This is a genomic window from Fibrobacter sp. UWB15, from assembly GCF_900177705.1.
GTDB lineage: Bacteria > Fibrobacterota > Fibrobacteria > Fibrobacterales > Fibrobacteraceae > Fibrobacter.
Genome location: NZ_FXBA01000002.1, coordinates 257614 through 272147, shown reverse-complemented (window position 1 = coordinate 272147; position 14534 = coordinate 257614). Strand labels below are relative to the sequence as shown.

Annotated in this window: 15 protein-coding genes and 1 tRNA gene; 1 reads left to right on the top strand and 15 read right to left on the bottom strand. The window is 52.4% G+C overall.

The genetic code is table 11. The annotated features are described in order from the left end of the window. Position 1: 1 nt before the first annotated feature. Entirely contained in the window at positions 2–1153 is a 1152-nt protein-coding gene (locus tag B9Y58_RS05930) for a GGDEF domain-containing protein (protein WP_085534818.1), read from the bottom strand. 117 nt (positions 1154–1270) lie between these two features. Here B9Y58_RS05930 and glmM point away from each other — a divergent pair, with 117 nt between their 5' ends. After that, complete coding sequence (gene glmM / locus B9Y58_RS05925; RefSeq protein WP_073055501.1) at positions 1271–2611, top strand: phosphoglucosamine mutase; 1341 nt, start codon at positions 1271–1273, stop codon at positions 2609–2611. A 259-nt stretch (positions 2612–2870) separates the two neighbouring features. On the opposite strand, the gene B9Y58_RS05920 is transcribed toward glmM, so the two are convergent. The 14 genes from B9Y58_RS05920 to hisE form a co-directional block, all read right to left on the bottom strand. Next, complete coding sequence (locus tag B9Y58_RS05920; protein WP_073055318.1) at positions 2871–4373, bottom strand: T9SS type A sorting domain-containing protein; 1503 nt, start codon at positions 4371–4373, stop codon at positions 2871–2873. Positions 4374–4619: 246 nt separating this feature from the next. Further along, positions 4620–4991 (bottom strand): Hsp20/alpha crystallin family protein, encoded by a 372-nt coding sequence (locus tag B9Y58_RS05915; RefSeq protein WP_073055319.1) that lies wholly within the window; start codon positions 4989–4991, stop codon positions 4620–4622. A 242-nt stretch (positions 4992–5233) separates the two neighbouring features. Next, positions 5234–6538, bottom strand: a complete 1305-nt coding sequence (locus tag B9Y58_RS05910) for a TolC family protein (RefSeq protein ID WP_073055320.1) — start codon at positions 6536–6538, stop codon at positions 5234–5236. A gap of 116 nt (positions 6539–6654) precedes the next feature. Continuing rightward, positions 6655–6729 (bottom strand) — tRNA-Val (locus B9Y58_RS05905). A gap of 46 nt (positions 6730–6775) precedes the next feature. Beyond that, complete coding sequence (locus tag B9Y58_RS05900; RefSeq protein WP_073055321.1) at positions 6776–7240, bottom strand: PTS sugar transporter subunit IIA; 465 nt, start codon at positions 7238–7240, stop codon at positions 6776–6778. 98 nt (positions 7241–7338) lie between these two features. Beyond that, positions 7339–8103 carry a type I 3-dehydroquinate dehydratase gene (locus tag B9Y58_RS05895; protein WP_073055322.1) on the bottom strand — a complete coding sequence of 255 codons (765 nt, stop codon included), beginning with the start codon at positions 8101–8103 and terminating at the stop codon, positions 7339–7341. A gap of 16 nt (positions 8104–8119) precedes the next feature. Continuing rightward, the gene (pyrC, locus tag B9Y58_RS05890; protein WP_073055324.1) at positions 8120–9121 is read right to left on the bottom strand and encodes a dihydroorotase; all 1002 of its coding nucleotides are present in this window, start codon (positions 9119–9121) and stop codon (positions 8120–8122) included. Positions 9122–9220: 99 nt separating this feature from the next. Next, positions 9221–10015, bottom strand: coding sequence for an ABC transporter ATP-binding protein (locus B9Y58_RS05885; RefSeq protein WP_233247858.1), 795 nt, complete (start codon positions 10013–10015; stop codon positions 9221–9223). Positions 10016–10035: 20 nt separating this feature from the next. Continuing rightward, entirely contained in the window at positions 10036–10914 is an 879-nt protein-coding gene (locus B9Y58_RS05880; RefSeq protein WP_073055326.1) for an MlaE family ABC transporter permease, read from the bottom strand. After that, positions 10907–11578: a ribosome biogenesis GTP-binding protein YihA/YsxC gene (gene yihA, locus B9Y58_RS05875; RefSeq protein ID WP_233247857.1), complete on the bottom strand. Its 672-nt coding sequence runs from the start codon at positions 11576–11578 to the stop codon at positions 10907–10909. Before yihA ends, B9Y58_RS05880 begins: the two co-directional genes overlap by 8 nt. Next, on the bottom strand, positions 11575–12171 hold the full coding sequence (gene recR / locus B9Y58_RS05870; protein WP_073055328.1) for a recombination mediator RecR: 597 nt from the start codon (positions 12169–12171) through the stop codon (positions 11575–11577). The genes yihA and recR overlap by 4 nt, the downstream gene beginning before the upstream one ends. Then, a complete protein-coding gene (locus tag B9Y58_RS05865; RefSeq protein WP_073055330.1) occupies positions 12161–13396 on the bottom strand; it encodes an EAL and HDOD domain-containing protein in 1236 nt (411 codons plus the stop codon). The genes recR and B9Y58_RS05865 overlap by 11 nt, the downstream gene beginning before the upstream one ends. Before the next feature lie 3 nt (positions 13397–13399). Further along, positions 13400–14239 carry an ATP phosphoribosyltransferase gene (hisG, locus tag B9Y58_RS05860; RefSeq protein WP_073055332.1) on the bottom strand — a complete coding sequence of 280 codons (840 nt, stop codon included), beginning with the start codon at positions 14237–14239 and terminating at the stop codon, positions 13400–13402. Continuing rightward, a complete protein-coding gene (hisE, locus tag B9Y58_RS05855; protein ID WP_014545870.1) occupies positions 14236–14496 on the bottom strand; it encodes a phosphoribosyl-ATP diphosphatase in 261 nt (86 codons plus the stop codon). The genes hisG and hisE overlap by 4 nt, the downstream gene beginning before the upstream one ends. Positions 14497–14534: the final 38 nt, after the last annotated feature.

Genomic DNA, 14534 nt, shown 5'->3' with positions numbered 1-14534 from the left:
ATTAAAGATTGTCGTCGCGGCGGTTGTATTGCAACTGCGTGTAATAGCTTGTTTTTTCTTCTAGCATGGCCCTTGTGATTTCGTCGATAAAATCATCCATGCTTTTAGAGGGGTCGAAACTTTGGCTGCAAATGCAAGTGGTAAGCTTGTAGGAATTGCTAAAGGTGTTGAGTTCGTTTAGGCTTGACCTGATGCGGGTGATGCACATGCTCACCGCCATCTCGTTGGTGGTGTTGATGAATACGATAAATTCGTCGCTGGAATAGCGGACGATGAGTCCGAGTTCACCTACGGCGCGGTTCAGGATTTTGGTCATTTGCACAAGAACCTTATTGCCTGTGACTCTGCCGTAGTCCTGGTTGATTTTCTTGAAACCATTGATGTTTACGAGAATGCCTGTGACATGCAGGTCATTTTTTTTCTTGTATTCGCGCCCAAGGATTGCCAGGTAGGCGAAATTGTATACGTTGGTGAGCTTGTCCCTGTAGACGCGTTCGCCGTGGATCGAGGAGAATACGCCCGCAATGGCAATTGCCGTGCACGAAGAAATTGCGGAGATTCCGTAAAAGAGGGATTGGGCGATAGTGCCTGCAATAATCGGGGCAAAGAAAATCCAGATGGGGAAGGACTTGAGAGGACCACCCTTGTGCTTGCAAATGAAGTAGATGATAAGGCTGTCCAGCAAGAGCCCGTAATCTATAATGGTGTAGATCCAGAAGTATTTGCGGGTATAGACGTTGTTTGCAGAGACTTCGAATATGATCGGAATGAAATTGTTGAGAATGACAAGTACCAACCCAAGAACGATGGCGAAACCGAGAGTGTTGCGGTGGGCTGTCGAAAATCGGTAGTTCAGGTGTTCGGCAAGGAACAGGAGCCAGAATAATCCGCTAAACATGTTGGTGAGGTAAAGAAGCTCGTTGCCGCCGTAAACGAATATGCGGGCAATCGTTCCGGGGCGACCGTCAGCGGTGTATGCGATGGGGTCCAGTACGCAAGTGCAGAACGTGAAAAGCAACAACAATTGGAGATAGGCGTTTTCCGAACCCTTTTCTCTAAATCGCCAAATGTTGCCTGCCAGCAAAACGCCTAGCAGGACTATGCCGAATATATTTGTAGCATAAACCGCTGTCAGTTCAAAAGTCGGTTCCATAATTATCCCCTTCCTTAATATAATTAAAAAAATGCAAAAAGTTTATAATTTGTGTACAAAAATGAAGAGGGGGGCCTAAATTTTTTTATAATTATGCTCAAAAAAACGGAGATTCTTATGTCCAAACTGATGCGTTCTATTTCGGGTATTCGCGGAATCGTGGGTGATACCCTTACTCCCCAGGTCCTCAAGAGTCACGTGAGCGCTTTTTTGCAGATTACGGCCGCAAAGCGCGTCGTCATTGGTCGCGATAGCCGTCCTACCGGCGATGCCATTAGCCAGTTTGTGGCTGGCATTTGCCGCCTTTCGGGCGTGGATGTAGTAGAAGTGGGCCTTTCCACGACGCCCTCCGTGGAAATTCTTACTACCGAGCTGAAGGCCGATGCGGGCATCATCATTACCGCAAGCCACAATCCCCTTGAATGGAACGCTCTCAAGTTTCTGAACAACAAGGGCCTTTTCCTCGGTCCCGCCGACGTGAAGAAGCTTTTTGAACTTGCCGACGCCGACAACTTCGATTATCCCGACTACCGCAACATGGGTAAGTACGAGTTCATGAAGGATGCCGACGGCGTACATGTAGATGGCACGCTCAAGATTCCGTTTGTCGATGTGGATGCAATCAAGGCCAAGCACTTTAAGGTGGCGGTGGATGCCGTGAATGGCGCGGGGTCATACATTGTACCGCGCTTGTTGGAACAGCTTGGTTGCGATGTCGTACGAGTGCATTGCGAACCTGATGGCACCTTCCCGCGCGGCGCCGAACCGATTCCCGAAAACCTGGGTGACCTTCGCAAGGCCGTGAAAGATAACGGTTGCGCAGTAGGCTTTGCCGTGGACCCGGATGCAGACCGTTGCGCGCTCGTCGATGGACTTGGCCAGAGCATTGGCGAAGAATACACACTCGCCATTGCGACCGAAGAAGTGCTTAGCCAGAAGAAGGGAAGCGTTTGTGTTAATTTGTCTACAAGCCGCATGAACCAGGATGTCGCCGAAAAGTACGGTTGCGAATTTAGCCGCGCCAAAGTGGGCGAAATCAATGTGAGCCTGCAGATGATCGAAAAGGGCTGCGTCATCGGCGGCGAAGGTAACGGAGGCGTGATTCTGCCGGCGCTCCACTACGGTCGTGATAGTCTCGTGGCGGCAGCCCTCGTGCTTAGCTGGATGGCTCACCATAACGGAGGCCCGGAAAAGTTCGTTGCTGAAAATCCGTCTTACGCCATGCCCAAGAAGAAATTCGAACTCGGCGACAAGAAAGTTGCAGACATCTTGCCGAAGGTCAAGGCAGAATTTGCCGGCTGGGATATGGATGAACGCGACGGTCTGTGGCTCGGTCACGAAAAGTCCTGGGTGCATGTGCGCGCCAGCAACACCGAACCCGTCATCCGCGTGATTGCCGAAGCGCCGACAGCTGAAGGGGCCGAAGCCCTCTGCACTAAAGTGGAAAAACTTATATAAGACCGCTCGCGTCTTGCCTAGCTCGACTTTCTAAGTTTTTCTTTGATTCATTTTGTGCTCGCTTTATGCGAGCATTTTTTATTGCGATAGGGCGCGAGCGGTCTCCCGTGAGCCACAAAGCCCCAAGCGATAAGCTGGGGCGGTGGCGAGAGCGAGCGCTCGGGGGACGTACTTAGTTGATTGGGCGCGAGCGGTCTTATAACAAAAGGGCTCGCCGTTAGTGGCGAACCCCTGAGGTTGGAGTGTGTGTGTAGGAATTTTAGAACTGTTCGAAGAACTTGTGAACTTCTTCAGGAACCCAAGTGTTTTGCCAGTTGCCGTTGTCGTAAGCGGTCCACTGGTGCTGACCATTCCAGCTGCAGAACTTGACCGGGAAGCGTTCGTCGACGGTAGTGAAATCATAGCAGAGGTGTCCGCTGCCACCGACTTCCTTCGGCTTCTCGGCGCTGGCATCGGTGAAGTTGCCGTCTGCGTCGGCCTTGCCGTTGTTCTTGAGGATGCGCTTGAGTGCGCTATCACGAGCGCGGTTATATTGGCAGGTGCCGTCATTCTTGCCGTGGACGGCCATCCAAGCGATGGGCAAGCCCTTGTTCTTCGGCAGGTAGATGTTGTAGTCGGCGGTTGCGTACACGGCCACGGCACGCAGGCGGTCTTGCATATCCTGGGCCATGGAGTTCGTGACCATGGCGCCGAAGCTGAAGCCCGTCATGAACACGCGGCTGGTGTCAATGCAGTAGTTTTCTTCGAGAGTCGTAAGCAACTGGTCGATGAACTTGTGGTCCTTGTCGCTAGATACGCTCCACGGCATACCGTCGGTATCGCCACGCGGAGAAACGAAGATGTAGTTGCCTTCGGTATCCAGTTTCTGCTGGCCGTAGTACGGACTCGGATGGTCCTGGTCCGCATAGTGGTGGACGAAGTCTTCGGCGTTAGAGCCCATGCAGTGCATGGCGAAGAGCAACTTGTAAGGTTTCTTGTTGTCGTAGTTCTTCGGTAGCGTGATGAAGTATTCGCGGTTGTCGCTACCGACTCTCATTTCAAAGCGGTCGCCGTTTTCGACACTCTTGGTCTTTTGCAACTTTGATGTCGTGCCGCAGCCCTTACTCGGGGTCGGGGCGTTCTTCATTGCGTAACCGAACTTGAACGTCTGTTCAGAAGAGACTTCATTAAGCTTGATGCTCAGCGTTGTATCAAGGTTCGGGAGGAATATTTTTAAGGTGTCAAAGCCTTCCTTGATGATTCTCAAAGTGTCCTTTTCGGTGCCGTCGATTTTCATGAGGGCCTGGTGCTTCTGCATTGCAGAACCCGAGAAGCTGCCCGAAGCGTTAAAGCGGATTGTTTCTTGTGCGGAACCGAGCTTGACGCGGGCGAGGTAGGTGCCCTGGGCTTCGATAACGGAATTCAGGTCCACGGCGCCGGAACCCTGGAAGGTCTGGGCAAATACCTGGTTACCGACCATGTCGAAAATCTTGACTTGAACCGGGGTGTTGCCATTCTGGGTAAAATTCAAGATTCCGTTAGTGACGCTGAAACCACCGGCGCTACGAGCCTGTGCAAGGCCGATCGTTTGTTCCTGGAAGGTGAATTTGCCCTGTTCGTCGGTCGTAGTCGCCTTGTTCCTCTTGAGGAGCTTGACATCTGCGCCTTGAATCGCTTTGCCACCATTATCGGTGACGGTACCGCTCAATGTATATGCTGAAACGCTGCTGCACAATGCAGCGACAAGTGCTGCCGACAACAGCGTAGAGAACTGCTTTCCCATACTTACTCCTTTTTTGGCCCAAATACACTCTTTAAGCCTCTTTGCCCTTAAAAATATATTCCGCGGGGTAAATTGTTCCGGAAAAAGCAATGGCCCCATTGATAAACTGTCCATAATAAAAAGTTTACACAAAAAGACCCCTTTCGGGGTCTTTTTGGGGAAGGAGTATGATGAAAAAGAGAAATTTTTACACGAATTGCGCCCATTTTGAGGGCGTTTTTCGCGTTTTTGGCCCCGTTTTAGGCCTTAGTCGACCGTCAATTTACGGGCGGCCGCCTGCTGCTTTTTGGCAAGCTGGAATGACAACACGCCGTTTTCAAGGGAGACCTTGATATTTTCGGTGTCGATGTCGTCGGTCAGGCGGAAGCTGCGCTCGTAAGTGCACTTGCTTTCCTTGCGGGCACGGGTTGCCTTGACGGTGATAATATTCTTTTCGACCTGGATGTCCAAGTCTTCCTTTTTAACGCCCGGGAGTTCCACTTCAAGCATGAAGCCGTTCTCGACTTCATAGTAGTCGGCCTTGGGCGTGTAGCAGCATTCGTTCTGGGCGTTGCAGGCGTTCAAGTTGTCAAGGAAGTTCTGGATACCGTAGAAAGTGCTCGGAATAAACTGTGTCATAATTTTAACCTCTTTGGATGTGGGTCCAATCTTTGGCGGTTTGCCTCGGCTTGGCACCCTGCTTTTGTTTACACCCACCTAATAGCAAAGACCGTGCCAATTCTGCAGGAGTTTTGGCCGTGAAAGAAGAAACGGGCTTTTCTGGGGCGAAAAGGAGGTGTCGTCCCCGCTCCGGCATGACTTTGGGTACAAAAAGAAACGCCCCTTGTTTCAGGGGCGCAACACTTGCCGTTTATTTTTGATTAGTCCAGCTTTCCTTGGTAGAGTTCCAAGAGCTTGCGCGACAGGAGGCTGGTGTATTTGGCGTTTGTTAGCGTAATTTGCGCCTTTTCAAGGTTGTTTTTCTGGCTCAGGAAGTCGGTGTAGGTCAGGGCGCCTGCATTACGCTGTTCTTCGGCAACGACCAGGGCTTCGGATTCCGCTTGCACCTGGAGTATGGCGGCTTTCCATTGCATGTCGGCGCTCATGGCGTTCAGGTAAAGCTTCTCGATATTGTTTTCGAGAGTTTTTGCGTCTTCCTTGAGGTTCACCTGTGATTCGGTTTCGCTGACTTGGGCCTGCAGGACCTTGCTTGTGGTGGCACCGCCATCGATAATGGGAATGTTGATCCCGAGGGTGATGGAGTTCTGCCAACCGTACTTGAGTTGATTCTTGTAGGCCTTGGACTGCCAAGCCTGCAAGCCTGTGCTAGAATTGGCGCCGAGGGTCACGGTAATGGAACTGCCTTTGCCCGCGACCTGCGTGTTTTTCTGGGCGGCGCGAACAGCCACGCTGTCGGATTTCAGTCCGGGGTGGGCGTTCTGGGCGTCTGCCTTGAGCTGCTCGAAGGTCGGCAGCGGTTCAAGGGAATCAGGGCTTTCGATATTTGTCTCGGGGGCTGCTACCTGGAATTCGGCGTTGTCGTCAAGTTCCAGGAGTTGCCTGAGGGTTGTCTTTGCGGTGCTGACAGAAAGCTGCGCCGTAAGCTGCGAGGTCTGCTTTTGCAGCACGTTGGACTGCGACTGGGTCAGGTCCTTCCTGGTGATAGAGCCCGCTTCGTAGAGCTTGGTGTAGTGCTCGAATTCGGCTTGCGCTAGTTCTACCGAGGCGTCTGCGGTACGCAGGTTCTCGGTGGCGGCCAATAAACTCATGTAGGCATTCAGGACGCTTTCTTGCACGCTGCGTTCCGTTTGCTGGGTAGCGAGCGCTGTCGCTTCTTTAGTAAGGGTCTTGGACTCCACGTTCAGGCTAGTGGCGCCACCGTTCCACAGGGTGTAGGAACCGGAGATGCCTAGGTTTAAACGGTAATGGTCTTCGTTGTAGACGAAGGGGTGGTCGTAAAGTGTGTTCTGGATGCTTGCGCTTACGGTGGGGTAGTTGCCCGTCTTGGCCTGCCTGATGGAAATATCGGCGGATTGTTCGCGGAGCTTTGCGGATTCTAGTTTGAGGCTCGCCTTCTTGGCTTGCTTAAGGCAGTCCTCCAGCGTCCAGGTGCTTTCGGCAAAAGCCGTCGTCGTAAGGGCGGCCGTTGTGAGGAATGCTGAAATGAGGACTTTCGTATTAATCATGCCTTTTAGATGCTCGTGCGAATTGAAAAGTTGCGTCGAATGGTGACAAAATAACAAAAAATGGTTCTAAACAAAAAAGACCTCCGGGGTAGGAAGCCTTTTTAAAACCTTGGTAGTGGACGGTACTGGATTTGAACCAGTGACCTCTGCCGTGTGAAAGCAGCGCTCTAAACCAACTGAGCTAACCGTCCGAGGTAGGCGCAATTATAGAAAACTTTTTCTGACCTGTCAAGGGGATTAGAGGTATTTGTCCTCGGCGGCGCGCAGAATGGTCAGAAATTCTGCCGGATCCTTGGAGGCGATCAAGTCCTTGCGGACACCGCCATCAGCCAAAAGACGGCTGACGGAGGAGAGTGCCTTGAGGTGCGGGCCGACGGTGTTGCCGGGGCTTACAATCAAAATGATCAGGTAGACTGGTTCTCCGTCAAATGAGGCAAAGTCCAGTCCGCCTTCAATCGTAGCGGCGGCCATGCACATACGGTCCACGCAGTCAATCTTGGCGTGGGGGACTGCGAGTCCGCAACCGATACCGGTGGAACGGCTTTGTTCACGGGTCCAGACGGCATCGAAAATTTCGTTGCGATGTTCCAATTTGTAGGCACTGCAGAGCGTATCCACGAGCTCGTTCAGGATTTCTTCCTTGGTCGTGCTCTTGGAATTGATCAGAATGCAATTGTCGACAAACCTTTCGGAAAGACGCATAATGAATTCCTTTTGTTTTTTCTGTATAGATATTTAGCAAAAATCGGCGCCATTTGGACAAAAAAAGCCTAATTGGAACGAAAAAATATCAAAAAAGGCTAAAACTGGTTCAAAAAGGCCAGAATTTCCATTTGGGAACGCAAAATTTCGCTTTGTTCCAGGGCGCGGCGCATAATGGAAACTTCAATTTGTCCGGGGGCTTCGGAATGTCCGATAGAACCGTAGGTGAGGTTTGCACCTTCGTTTAAGGACCAAAGGCGGCTGACCTTGCCTGTTTCGCCCATACCGAAAGCGGCGAACATCTGGAATTTCTTGCCGTATTTTTTTGCGAACTTGTAGAGGCGGTCGCAGTCGCTGTCGGAATTGCTCATGGCTGCAATCTTTAAGCCCTGGGCGCCAATCCGCCTTACGTCGGCGGCGAAGGTATCCAGTTCGATATCGCTGGGGATGCGTTCGAAATTGTGTTCGGAAATGATCAGGCCCACGCCGATGGGATAGGCCACGTTGTTCAGAGCTTTAAAGTCGTTCAGGCAGTCCCGTTCCAGATCGAGCCATTCGGGAACTTGTTTTGCCGAAAGGATTTTCTTCCACAGGCCCATGCGTTCTATGGCGCGGGCGTCGGGGAACTTGCCTCCGTCGCGTTTTAAACGGATGGTGCCGATCTGTATTTTATTTGCCACGATGTTCCGGACCCTTTCTGAAAGGGTTTCCCATTCCGATTCGTCAAAGAAATCGTAGCGGATTTCAATAGCATCGCAGTTGTCCAGGTCGAGGCGCACCGGCTGGAACAAGTCTTTTTCGGCGGCTTCCAGAACGTCTGGGCTTATAAGTCCAACCAGGTATTTGCGAGAATCAGAAATCATGGCGCAAATATAAAAATTATGCGAGCTTCCAGTCGAGTTCCTGGCCGGCGGCGAGGGGGACGACTCCGTTCACGATTGAAGGCACGGTCCATTTTTCGCGGACGACTTCAATCTGCTTGGTCGTGCGCGGAAGGCCGTAAAAGTCGGCGCCGAATCCGGCGATGAAGTTCGGGAGCTTGTCAAGGTGGCCAGCCCTTTCGAATTCTTGAACCAGAAGTGGGATGGCGACCGGTGCGCTGTAGACGCCTGCTGCCCCGCACGGACATTCCTTTTTGTTCAGCTGGTGCGGGGCAGAGTCCGTGCCGAGAAAGAACTTGGGTGAGCCGCTGAAGGCGGCTTCGCGAATGGCGGCGCGGTCTTCCGGCCGCTTCGGGAGTGGCTTGCAGAAGTGGTGCGGCCGTAAGGCGTCCCCGACGATATCGTCGAGAGTCATCATCAGGTGATGTACTGTAAAGGTGGCGGCGACGTTTGCAGGGAGTCGCTTCACTGCCTCGACCGACTTCGCCGAACTCAAGTGTTCAAAGACAATTTTCAGCTTTGGGAACTTTGCAGACAAAGTCTCTACGCGCTTGATGAAGGCGGGCTCGCGGTCTAGGCAGAATTCGCCGGGTTCTTCGCCGTGCACGCACAGCACAAGGCCAAGATGCTCCATCATGGCGACCACAGGGAAGATTCCCTCGAAATCGCTGATACCGTCGGCGCTGTTGGTGGTGACTCCGGCGGGGTAATACTTGCCTGCCACCACACCGACCGCCATCATGTCCTTCAGATCTTGCTCGGTGTAATTCGGATTCAGCTTGAACGTCATGAGCGGGACAAAGTCGGGGCGTACGGCCTTTGCCGCATCCAAGATCTGCGTCTTGTAATCGGCAATCGCCTTGGCAGAAGTCATTGCAGGCACCGTGTTCGGCATAATGATAGCACGGCCAAATTGTTGAACCAAGTCGCGGACGTAGCCGGGCATTAAATCGCCCTGGCGCAAATGCGCATGAAAGTCGTCGGGTAGAGGGAGAAACATTTTGAAATCCTTTTGTAAAATGTGTAGTGTGGGATGTGGAATGTGTAATGGTTAATTATTCATTTGTCATTTCACATTTCACATCGCGGCTTCGCCGCTCTACCCGCTATTGCGGAGGTCGCGGAACAGCTCTCTAGAAATTTCGCTGTCGGAGTTGAGCCAGTAATCAAACGGCTTTGGCTCTGTCAATGTCTTGCGGTGCAAGAAGCAGATGTTGCAGCCGAGTTCCTTGGAAATCATCAGGTCGTGGGTCACGATAATGATTGTCGTCTTAAACAGCGTACGCATGTTGTCAATCAGCGGCAATAAGTTTCTGCGGTTGTAGTTGTCAAGACCTGCAGTGGGTTCATCCATCAGCAAAAGCTTCGGGTCCATGGCCCAGCTGCGGGCAATGGCGACACGCTTCTGCATGCCCATACTGAGCATATGGGGGAACAAATCGGCTTCGTCGCGCACGCGCATCAGGTCCATGGCCATGTTGACTTTTTCTTCAATTTCGGCGGGTGAACCCATTTTGTGATAACGCTGCGGCAAGGCAATGTTGTCGCGCACGCGCAAATTCGAAATCAATGCCCCGTTTTGGAACACCATTCCCACCTTGCGCTTGGCAACTTCCAAAGCGGTCAGTTTTTCGGGCGGAATGAATTCGCCGAAGTAGTAAATGTTTCCGCGGGTGGGGCGCGTAAGCCCCGCGATGACTCTGAGAAGGGCGCTTTTTCCTTGACCGGAAGGCCCGCCGATGCAAATGGTTTCACCGCGTTTTACCGTAAGGTTCACATTTGAGAATAGTTCTTTTTGCGGGTCTGTTTCAATGCGTCTGAAATACCCTAGAATCCTTGGCTTAGAGAACATCGCTCCCGCGAGATCCCTGTAGGCAAGGTGGACATCTTCCATTTTCAAGGCTTCGTCAAACATTAGATCAACTGGTTGAGATTATTCACGTAATCTACGAAATAGTACAACGAAAGAATGCCGTCGGCAATAACAACGTACAGGAAGGACTTGATAACGGAACGCGACACCGCCTTGGGTACCTGGCGAACATCTCGGGGGATGTTCAATGCCTGGTAGCAGGCGTTGGTGGTAATGATAGCTCCAAATACAATGGGCTTAATGATAATAAAGGCGAAGTCAAATATCTGAAGGGCTTTCAGGATTTCTGTAGAGAGGTAGTCCCAGGTAAGTTGAATGTTCATCATGTTACCTGCGAAAACGATGGCTCCCTTGGTTAAAAGGTAGCCTCCACAAATGGCGCTTAGGCTAAAGAATATGTTCATGATGAACATGGCGACGCAACCGCCAATCAAGCTCGGCATGACCAGGAAACGGACCGGGTTTACACCCATGGTGGCAAGCGCGTCGACTTCGTCGTTAATGACCATGCTGCCAATGTAGGTGGTTAGTGAAGATCCGCTTCGACCGGCAATCAGGAACGCAGTAAGAATGGGCCCCAAATCACGGATGATGACTGCTACAATCATGCTTCCCACAAAGTCGGCAAAGCCCATTTTGCCCATCATCGAAATCACTTCGACAATGGTAATCGTACCAAACAAGGTGGCGACCACGAAAAGAGTCGGGAAAATTTCAATGCCCGTGAAGAATGCTTGCAGAATGATGTTGCGGGAGTCTGTCTTGAAACTGCGGTTCTTAGAGAACAGACTCGAAACGGCCCTGCAAAATAGGGCGACCATTTGACCAAACGGACGATGCAATACGAATAGCCCCAGCAAATGAAACGCCTTTGCGGGGAGCATAAATCGTTGCCATTTTCTAGCCTGCCGTTTAATCATTGTTTTGTTCTACCGCTTCCAAAATTTGGTGCCACAAGTCGCCGAGTCCGAATTTCTTCAAGGAACTCACGCTCAAGGGATTCTGGTCGAGCCCGAATTTTTCCTTGATGCTGCGGAGTCCTTTTGCAAGTTCCGACTGGTTTGCCTTGTCGCGTTTGCTTGCAACGATCAGTACGGGGCAACCGCTGGCCCGGATGGCTTCGACCGTTTCGATATCGATAGCGTGGCCACCGTGGCGCACGTCTACCAAATATACGAGTCCTTTCAGGTCTTTACACTTTTCCACGTATTCGCGGATAAAGTCTGCCATTTGGTCGCGTTTGGCGTTGCTGACTTTTGCAAAGCCTACACCTGGTAAATCTACTAGAAAAAACTTCCCGTTGACTTTGAAAAAATTCAATTCGCGGGTTTTTCCAGGGGTTCTGCCTACTTTTACCAGGTCTTTTCGGCCCATCAGGGCGTTCATGAGCGAAGATTTGCCCACATTGGAGCGTCCAAGGAAGGCTATTTGCGGTAAGCGTTCTTCGGGAAGGTGCTTGATGCTTGTCGAACCTTTGACAAATTCAGCGGAGACGATTTTATAGTCGCCTACCGTGACAGGGCCGTGATGAACGGTCTTGGGCGGTAAATTCGCCTTTGTCCCTTTCGGTGATTTTTCCATCATAAGCTGACTCTCCCTTCGAATGCGCGGAGCATGGTGACTTCGTCGACAAATTCCAGGTCCGAACCCATGGGGATTCCGCGGGCAAGGCGCGTGCGCTTGACGTTTACGCCTTGAAGCATGTGGTCGAGCATGAGCGCGGTGCTGTCGGCTTCGGGGCTAGAACCTAATGCAAATATAAGTTCTTCGATGCCTTCGTCCTTAATGCGCTTTACCAGTTCGGGAAGGTGCAGGTGTTCAGGGCCGATCCCGTCGAGGGGCGAAATCACGCCGCCCAGAACAAAATAGGTGCCCTTGTAAATGCCCGAGCGTTCAAAGGGGACAATGTCGGAGCTTTTTTCGACTACGCAAATGCACTTGGAGTCGGGCCTTGCCTTGCATACAGGGCACAGGTCTTCGTCGGTGAATGCGTAGCAGCGCGGGCAGGGGTGTACGTTCTTCTTGGCGTTCAGCAAGTTCGCCGAGAACCGTTCTACATCGCCTTCGTTTTTGGAAAGAATATGATACGCAAGCCTTCGGGCGGTCTTCTGCCCGATTCCGGGGAGCGATGAAAATTCCCCGATTAACGCTTCAAGACTTTGCGGTTCAATGTTCATTGGCAAAACTGTAGGATTCGTTGAGGCAGAGTTTCAGTTGTGCAAAATGGATGCCTTCTTCCTTGAGGCATGCCTGGATGGATTCGCGGTCGTCGAGTTCCACGGCGTCTGCAAGGCGGAGCAGCGTGCCGAGGCGGCCCGTGCGGTTGAGGAGGGCGTCCTGCATTTCGTCGTCGGCAGGGGCGTCCGGCAAGATCGTTTCGAGTGGGGCGCGCACGAGAGCGTCCATGCGACTGATGAGCCCGACCATGAATGCCTTGGCGCAGAAGTCGTCGTTGTTCTCGTCGATGCAGCGGGCGAGGCTTTCCATGAACTTCGCGCGGTGGCTTGCGTTCTGGAACAGGGGCGAGGCTTGCGGTGTCATGCCGAGTTCCGGGCGGGCGTACAGCATAAGCATGAGCCATTCCTGGATGCGGCGCATGCCAACCCACACGATGGCGTCCTTGACGTTGTCGATGCGGCTGTGGCGGGTCTCGGAGTCGGAGTTCACGAACCGGAGCAGGTTCTGGGCGATGTCTTCGTGCTTGGTAAGGCTTTCGACCATGTCTTCGAGGCTGGGTCTCGACTTGATGCGGAGCAACAGCTGCAGAAGCGTTGCCGAGGTCGCGTCGATTTTACGGCCGGTTACCAGTTCGGGCTTTGCAAAGAAGAATCCCTGGAAGTAATCGTAGCCCGCTTCTTCGCAGCGTTTGAATGTGGCTTCGTCTTCCACCTTTTCGGCCAGGAGCTTGATTCCCATGGTCTTGAAGAAGACTGCGGCTGCGTTCATGGATTCTTGCGAATTATCCACCACGTCCATCTTGACGTAGCTTACGTACGGGAACAGCGGCTTGAATCGCGTGATGAATTCGTCGTTGAAAATAAAGTCGTCGAGCGCTAGTTCAAAGCCTAGGGCCCTGTAGCGCTGGACGGCCTTGACGATTGCCTCGTCGACTTCCACGTCTTCGAGAACCTCGAGTACAAAGTACTTGGGGTTCAAAAGTCCGAACAGGTTGTCGAGCAGCATGTTGCGGCTGCAGTTCACGAAGGCCTTGTTGTTTCCGATCAGGCGCTCGATGCCGATATTGTTCAGAACGTTTTCAAGCACCTGCGCGGTGGCAAGGACGTCGCTTGCAATGATGGCGATGTCGCTTTCGGGCGAATCGCGAAACAGAAGCTCATACGCGTAAATCTTACCCTCGCGGTCGAGGATAGGCTGGCGTGCTAAGTAGGCGAGTGTTTGCATGTCTTAAATACGAGCGCTCTTGATCCCGAACAGGAGAATGCTGCGTGCGCCTGCGTCCCAAAGCTTGTCCATGATGGCATTTGCTTCGTCTTGCGGGACCATGGCCTTCACGGAGTACCATTCGCGGCCGTGGAGTTTGGTCACCGTCGGGGCGTCGAGGCCCGGCGTGAGTTCGCATGCTTTCTGGAGCAGTTCGGAGGGGCAGTCGTATTCGATCATCATGTACGACTGGGCAACGAGCTTGCCTTCGATGCGGCGGATCAGCGTGTGGACTTCTTCGAGTTCGGTCTTCTGCGGGTTGCAGAAGAGGGCGGCGTTGCTACGGAAGAGCGGTTCGCCCACAATGCGAAGTCCTGCCTGCTTGAGTGTCGTGCCGGTTTCGACCACGTCGACAATGGCATCTGCCACGCCGAGGCTCACCGAGATTTCGACGGCGCCTTCGAGCACCACGAAGTCCATCGGCTTCTTGTAGAAACCTTCCACAATGTTCGGGAAGCTGGTGGCAATTGTCGAATTCTTGAGTTCGTCAAGGGACTGCACCGGGCTTTCGTTCGGCACGGCGGCGCACATCTTGGAGGCGCCGTAGGGCAGGTCCAGAACCTTGACTGCCGGGCTCTTGGCTTCGGCGTTAAAGTCGATACCTGTGATACCGGCGTCGATAATGCCGCGGCCCACGTACATGGGGATGTCGCTCGGACGCAAGAAGAAGAATTCGATTCCGTTCTTGGTATCGAGTTGGGTCAAAGTCTTGTAGGGTTTGGAGGCTTTGTAACCGCAAGCCTTCAAAAGTTCCTGGGTGGGCTCAAAGAGCATGCCCTTGTTGGGGAGAGCTACCTTAATCATAGTTTAGCGTACACTTCTTCGAGGGTGAGACCTTTTTCGGCCATCATCACGGCCACATAGTAAAGAACTTGCGAAAGTTCGAGGCACTGGGCGTCGCGGCTTTCAAAGCGTGCTGCCATCCAGCTTTCGGCGGCTTCTTCGACGAGCTTCTTGCCGATGCCGTGCGGCCCCTTCTTGAAAAGTTCAGTAGTTCCCTTGCCTTCGGGCATATCTTTTTTGCGCTGGCAGGCCAGTGCGTACATTTCTTCGAATGTCATAATGGACCTCTTTAATTTTTTTCAGAGGTAAAGATAGA

Coding starts and splice junctions, on each gene's coding strand:
- B9Y58_RS05930 (WP_085534818.1), bottom strand. CDS start 1,153: ATGGAACCGACTTTTGAACTGACAGCGGTTTATGCTACAAATATATTC.
- glmM (WP_073055501.1), top strand. CDS start 1,271: ATGTCCAAACTGATGCGTTCTATTTCGGGTATTCGCGGAATCGTGGGT.
- B9Y58_RS05920 (WP_073055318.1), bottom strand. CDS start 4,373: ATGGGAAAGCAGTTCTCTACGCTGTTGTCGGCAGCACTTGTCGCTGCA.
- B9Y58_RS05915 (WP_073055319.1), bottom strand. CDS start 4,991: ATGACACAGTTTATTCCGAGCACTTTCTACGGTATCCAGAACTTCCTT.
- B9Y58_RS05910 (WP_073055320.1), bottom strand. CDS start 6,538: ATGATTAATACGAAAGTCCTCATTTCAGCATTCCTCACAACGGCCGCC.
- B9Y58_RS05900 (WP_073055321.1), bottom strand. CDS start 7,240: ATGCGTCTTTCCGAAAGGTTTGTCGACAATTGCATTCTGATCAATTCC.
- B9Y58_RS05895 (WP_073055322.1), bottom strand. CDS start 8,103: ATGATTTCTGATTCTCGCAAATACCTGGTTGGACTTATAAGCCCAGAC.
- pyrC (WP_073055324.1), bottom strand. CDS start 9,121: ATGTTTCTCCCTCTACCCGACGACTTTCATGCGCATTTGCGCCAGGGC.
- B9Y58_RS05885 (WP_233247858.1), bottom strand. CDS start 10,015: ATGGAAGATGTCCACCTTGCCTACAGGGATCTCGCGGGAGCGATGTTC.
- B9Y58_RS05880 (WP_073055326.1), bottom strand. CDS start 10,914: ATGATTAAACGGCAGGCTAGAAAATGGCAACGATTTATGCTCCCCGCA.
- yihA (WP_233247857.1), bottom strand. CDS start 11,578: ATGATGGAAAAATCACCGAAAGGGACAAAGGCGAATTTACCGCCCAAG.
- recR (WP_073055328.1), bottom strand. CDS start 12,171: ATGAACATTGAACCGCAAAGTCTTGAAGCGTTAATCGGGGAATTTTCA.
- B9Y58_RS05865 (WP_073055330.1), bottom strand. CDS start 13,396: ATGCAAACACTCGCCTACTTAGCACGCCAGCCTATCCTCGACCGCGAG.
- hisG (WP_073055332.1), bottom strand. CDS start 14,239: ATGATTAAGGTAGCTCTCCCCAACAAGGGCATGCTCTTTGAGCCCACC.
- hisE (WP_014545870.1), bottom strand. CDS start 14,496: ATGACATTCGAAGAAATGTACGCACTGGCCTGCCAGCGCAAAAAAGAT.